At 43.5% G+C, this 5661-nt stretch carries 5 protein-coding genes and 1 pseudogene; all 6 read right to left on the reverse strand.

Features of this window, described 5'->3' with window-relative positions; translation table 11 throughout:
• Positions 1-142: 142 nt before the first annotated feature.
• On the reverse strand, positions 143-1024 hold the full coding sequence (locus Q0236_RS09000) for a site-specific integrase (RefSeq protein WP_297917030.1): 882 nt from the start codon (positions 1022-1024) through the stop codon (positions 143-145).
• A gap of 1 nt (position 1025) precedes the next feature.
• Positions 1026-1247: a hypothetical protein gene (locus tag Q0236_RS09005; RefSeq protein ID WP_297917031.1), complete on the reverse strand. Its 222-nt coding sequence runs from the start codon at positions 1245-1247 to the stop codon at positions 1026-1028.
• A gap of 35 nt (positions 1248-1282) precedes the next feature.
• Positions 1283-2614, reverse strand: coding sequence for a replication endonuclease (locus Q0236_RS09010; RefSeq protein WP_297917033.1), 1332 nt, complete (start codon positions 2612-2614; stop codon positions 1283-1285).
• Positions 2615-2944: 330 nt separating this feature from the next.
• Positions 2945-3631: an orotidine-5'-phosphate decarboxylase gene (gene pyrF / locus Q0236_RS09015; RefSeq protein WP_367274746.1), complete on the reverse strand. Its 687-nt coding sequence runs from the start codon at positions 3629-3631 to the stop codon at positions 2945-2947.
• Positions 3632-4281: 650 nt separating this feature from the next.
• Positions 4282-4656: pseudogene (gene nusB / locus Q0236_RS09020) on the reverse strand (transcription antitermination factor NusB); the annotation flags it as partial.
• A gap of 1 nt (position 4657) precedes the next feature.
• Positions 4658-5128 (reverse strand): 6,7-dimethyl-8-ribityllumazine synthase, encoded by a 471-nt coding sequence (gene ribH, locus Q0236_RS09025; RefSeq protein WP_295152917.1) that lies wholly within the window; start codon positions 5126-5128, stop codon positions 4658-4660.
• Positions 5129-5661 lie beyond the last annotated feature (533 nt).

Below are 5661 nucleotides of genomic sequence, written 5' to 3' on the forward strand. Positions count from 1 at the left end.
TAAGGGTGCAGCTTCTAACCGGGGCTCGAGGGTTCAAATCCCTCTCTGTCCGCCAGAAACCCCATTTTAGCGATATTTTAAGCACTTTTTTAGAAAGTCTAGCGACCCTAACCATATCCACGACGTGGAAAATAACGAAAATTCAATAAATTTTAATGTTTCGATCGAAATCTTTTAAGTTAGAATTAAGGTAATTAACGTAAACGTCATAAACCATTTTTGGAGTGGAATGCCCTAGAAGCTTTGCAAGCTCAACAGGTGAAACGAAATTTTGGTAAAGCATATTTGTAGCATAAGTATGACGCATATTGTAAAGGCGACGATACTTCAAATTTAGCTCCATTAAAATGGGCTTCCAATAATCATAAGTAAAAACACTAGTATCTTTATAAGGCTTATGATATTGGGTCTCCAACAAATATTTATTCATTAAAGAATAACGAATAAATTCTTTCAAAGGATCGTAAAGAGCATTTAAAATAGGCACTTTACGAATGCTTAAATAGGTTTTGGGGGTGCTTTCGCCGAACCTTGAACGAGTAGAATTTACCGAAATAATACGATTTTGCAGGTCTATATCGGAAATTTTCAAAGCTAAAATTTCGCCCGTGCGAAGCCCCGTAAAGAAACCGACCTTTAGAAAAATCCTAAAATTTTCATTGTATTTTTTGGAAGTCTCCAGGATTTTCAATACTTCCTCATTCGTGAAAGGCTCAATACGAGGAGTTATATGCTGCATTTTTTTAATATGCACCAGAGGATTTTTAGAAATTTCCTCGTCCTCTATAGCAATCTTGATAATCTGACTTAGAGCCGAAAGATAGTGTTTTTTGCTCTTGTTGCAAACATCGGATATGCCGTCAAGCCATACACGAATTACAGACGGCTTTATGTCAAAAATTTCCATATTTTCGAAAAAGCGCAAGCGATTTGCCACAATACCCGCGTTTTTAACAAAAGTCGAATTTTTCCACTCTTTCTTGCCAAATTTGAGATAAAGATCGGCGTAATAACTAAATTTCATATCACTTAAGCCTTTTATCACTTTTTAATAAGATCTTGCCATTCCTAACTATAAATATTTTTTTTCCTCCATCGTCTTCAGTCAGAACCTTTAAACACTCTTTACAAATATGCTCATAAAAAAACCCAGTATAGTCCTGGACTTCCTTAGATACTTCGTAAATATCCATTGGATATCCATCATCAAGCTTATCGCATACATCACATTGATATCTTATAGACATCTCTCATCCTTTCAAATAAATTTTAAAAATTTTTCCTAAAACGGATACGACATAACGCCATTATTGGAATATTTGAATTCCAACTCTCTAATATCTTCTAAAGCGTGCTGCGTAAAATATCTGATATGATTTTTATACCTCTGCAGAAACCCGCGCTCAATCATCTCATTCTCAAGCATGGCATAATCTTGGACGCTTAGAATATCATCGGTCATTTCTTTGCAATTATCGCGCCAGTAAAGTTTAAGCCTTTCATCGCTCATATCTTTCCAAGCAGTGCGGAATATCTTGCTAGGTTTATAAATTATAGGATTTTTGCCACTATTATAGGCAGATTGGACAAATTTAAGCTCGTGAGATTGAATTTTACCATCTGATGAATAGAAATGAATCTTGACATTATCATTACGCTTATAAGCAATTTTATGTTCAAGATAATCAAAACCATCAACTGAAACAATAATCGAAGCGACAATATAATCAGATGCCTTAAGCTTTTCGCCACTAACGAATTTTTTATTATCGGCAATCAAATCACAGCTTATAAAGCCGTCGCGAAAAAGATTCGTAACATATTTTAAATCTCTAAATTCTTTATATTGCCGAATTTTGCGATAAAGATACATAGGAATAATCGTGCGAGAAGTAGTAAAGCGCCTAACGCCGTAAAGAATATACCAATACGCGACGTCGTTTAACTCGCCATTCTTACCATTCTTAAACGTTTTAAGAACATATTTTAAAAGATATGAAACAACGCCGCCCGCGTCATCGTCAAATTCGCTTTTAACATCCGTTCGAGTAGAAAAATAGCTTTGAGCGAGCTTAACGAATCTGTCCTTAAATTTAGACGGAATAAAAGCCACAATATGACAATGAGGGCAACCGTCCAAATGTGGCTCAAAAACGCGCAAATAGACGATATTTTGCTTAAATTCGGCTTTTATGTCCTTAAATATCTGCTGGCGTAGAAATTTACGCCAAGAATCGGAAATAAAATCTCTAGCCTTAGAAACATAATCCGCCTCGCCGCTAAATTTAGGATTATCAACAAGCTTAAAATTCTTTGATTTACCCAACTTGACCTGTTTAAGAGGCTTTAAATAAGACGGAGCCGTCAAAGTAAGAAAAATAGGAGCATCGAAACCAAGCTCTTTAGCAAAAACCCTCATCGTTGAAATCCGATTATAAAGCTCGGCGTGATACCTAGTAGGCTGAATATTGGCAGCAGTCGAAAAATCAAATAAAGAAATTTGCTTTTCGCCGTTAACCGAGATATATGAACCCTTATAAAAATTCAAAGTTTTTTCAATCTTTGAATCAATATCCTTTCTATCAAAATCCGATACGGCAGTTTCAATTCCCAACGGGATGGAATTCTACCTAGCGTTTCAGACCCTAGCGTTCGCAGATAGTTTGTTTCAATTCCCAACGGGATGGAATTCTACTCTAGTTTTTAAATTTACGTCGTTCCAACGCAAGCTGTTTCAATTCCCAACGGGATGAAATTCTACCCAGAAAAATGCTGGGAGGGAGGAAATATCTATCAGTTTCAATTACCAACGGATTTTGTAAAAAGATGACGACGGCGCTTCGACGTCATCCTAGCTGCCTTTGTGCGCATTTTAATTAAAATTTCTTTCGCGCGAAAACCACGCTTAAAATGATTTTCACCAAATTTTACGCAAGCTTTGGCGCTAAATTTGATCTAAAATTCGCTCGCAAATTTCGCACGGATCGGCGCTTTGATATATCGGGCGACCGACTACGATAAAATCCGCCCTCGCTTCGCGCGCGGCGCCCAGGTCTGCCACTCGCTTTTGATCTGCTGCGCTCTCGCCAAACGGCCGTACGCCTGGGCAGAGCGTGATAAAATTTTCGCTCGTAGCGTCCTTTATCAGGCGGCTCTCGAACGCCGAGCAGACCATGCCGTCAAGCCCGGCTTCGTAGCTCGCCACGCTAAATTTGCGCACCGCGTCGTTTAAATTTTGCTCGTAAACTGCGCTAAATTCAGCCTGATCAAAGCTCGTTAGCGCAGAGACCGCAAGCACCAGCGGGCGCGAACCGAGCTTGTCCAGTCGCTCCATCACCGCGCCCATTGCGCGCTTGCCGCTGCTTGCGTGCACGTTTATCATATCAACGCCGATTTTAGCGATCTCCTCGGCGGCATCGGCCATCGTGTTTGGGATGTCGTAGAGCTTTAGATCGAGAAAAATTTTAAAATCCCCGAGCTTTTTTAGCCCCCCCACAAAGCCCGCTCCGTCACGCAAATAAGTTCGCAGCCCAACTTTGAGCCAAATTTTATCCGAAAAGTCCGCAAGCTGCTCCGCCAGCTGTAAACACTGCTGCTTCGAGCCCAGATCAAGCGCGACGCAGAGCTTCACCGTTTATCCTTGCCGCGTACCGCGCCTTTGCTGCTCGCAGGTCTTTTTGAGACGGCGCCTCTGCCGCCCGCAGATTTTTTCGGCGCGGTAGAGATTTTGCGCTCCGCGTTACTTTTGGGCGCAGTATTTTTACCAGCAGCGCTCTTTTTAGATACCGCGTTTTTGCCGACTCTGAAATTTCTATCCGCGCCCTCTTTTTTCGGCGCGGCGTCTTTGCCTCGTTCGCCTGCCTTAAAAGTTTTACCTCGCTCGCCCGTTTTGAAATTTTTGCCCGTTTTCTCCGTCTTAAATTTATCTCCGGCCTTAAAATTTCTCTCCGTTTTAAATTTTTTGCTTGCGGCGGATTCGGATTTTTTTGCGGACGCGCTGCGAGTTTTCGAATTAGCGGGCTTTTTAGACGGTCTGCTTCTACTCGCCGTAGAATTTTTCGGCGCGCCGCCCCTCTTTGCTCTCGTAAAATTTTTCGTATCGCCGTCCGCGCCTGTGGGGATGAAATTTTTCGCCGCAACGTTGCTGTCTGAAACAGCGGAGTTTTTTGCCGCAGCAGGCTTAAAATTTTTGGCTGCCTCTGTGGTTGTCTCGAGATTTTCGCTTTCCGTCGCAGTCGGCTTGGAAATTTTATCCGCCGCGATGTTTACGGGGCTATCTTTTAGCGCGTCCAGCACGCCGTTAATAAATTTAGACGAGATGCCAAGCTCCTTGGCGGAGTTGATCGCTTCGTTGATGACGATGCCCGCGTCCGTGTCCGTAAAGCGCAACTCATACGCCCCGAGCCGAAGTATCGCGCGCTCCAGAGCCGAAATTTCGGCGAGCTTAAATTCCTTTAAATTTTCATCTATCAGCGCATCGACCGCGGCGAGATTTTCGCTAGCGCCGCGCAGAAGCGCCAGCGTCCAGTTGCGCTGCTCGTTGCGAATGCGCTTTTCTTCAAGATACTCGTCCGCAAAGTCCTCGCCGCCGCCGTTCATGTCGCGGGAGTAGAGCAGCGAGATCGCAGCGAGCCTGGCTTGGTGTCTGGTGGCCATTTTACGCCTTTATGTTGCGAAATAGGCTTAGAAGCTCGATCGCGCCACTCATCGCCTCAAAGCCCTTGTTACCGGCCTTTGAGCCTGCACGCTCGATCGCTTGCTCGATATTATCGGTAGTCAGTACGCCGAAAGTCACGGGCGCGCCGTATTTTAGCATGGTGTTTGCGATACCCTTGCTTACCTCGGCGCTTACGTAGTCAAAATGCGGAGTAGAGCCGCGGATCACCGCGCCTAGGCAGACGACGGCGTCGTAGAGCTTGGAGCTTAACGCCTTTTCAAGCGCGAGCGGGATCTCAAAAGCGCCAGGCACCAGCATCAGGCTTAAATTTTCCTCCTTGCCGCCGTGGCGCAAAAACGCATCGTGCGCCCCCTCGACTAGGCGATCGGTGATGATGTGGTTGAAGCGGGCGTTGATGATTAGGATCTTTTCGCTGCCCTTAAGAGCAAGCGAGCCTTCGATGATTTTCATGGTTTTCCTTTGCGTTAAATTTAGCGCTAAGCTTAGCTAAATTCGCCAAAATTCTAAATTAATTTCAGCATCGTGGCGCTTGAAATTATGAGAAATAGTAGGTGCTTTGCGCGCAGAAATTTTCTCGCAGCGAACGAATATGTCCAGCATCACGGCGCCGATCGTGCCGATCCTACGTATAGGGCGTATGCGAGCGCCGCGCTATGTATTTAAAAGCAAGCATAAATATAAAAAGCTCCCAACCGCGCAGATGACGGTAAGTAGCCGCTCGTGCGCACTAGCAGCGCGCTTAAACTCGTACGCCCGGTCGCACACAAAAAGCGCTCCGATGAGGATAAAAGAAAGCTTTGGCGTTAATAAACCGCTTAAATTTTAAATTTAAAGTGCGATTGCGATGGCTTAGATTGAAATTCGTCTTAAAATTAATCCTAAATAATAAATTTTATTATTCGTTTAGAAATTTTAGGCTATAATCGCTTCAAAATTCATTTCAAGGAGAGAAAGATGTTTAAACTTAGAGAGTTGCCGTTCGA

The sequence above is a fragment of the uncultured Campylobacter sp. genome (genome assembly GCF_938031315.1).
Taxonomy (GTDB): Bacteria; Campylobacterota; Campylobacteria; order Campylobacterales; family Campylobacteraceae; genus Campylobacter_B.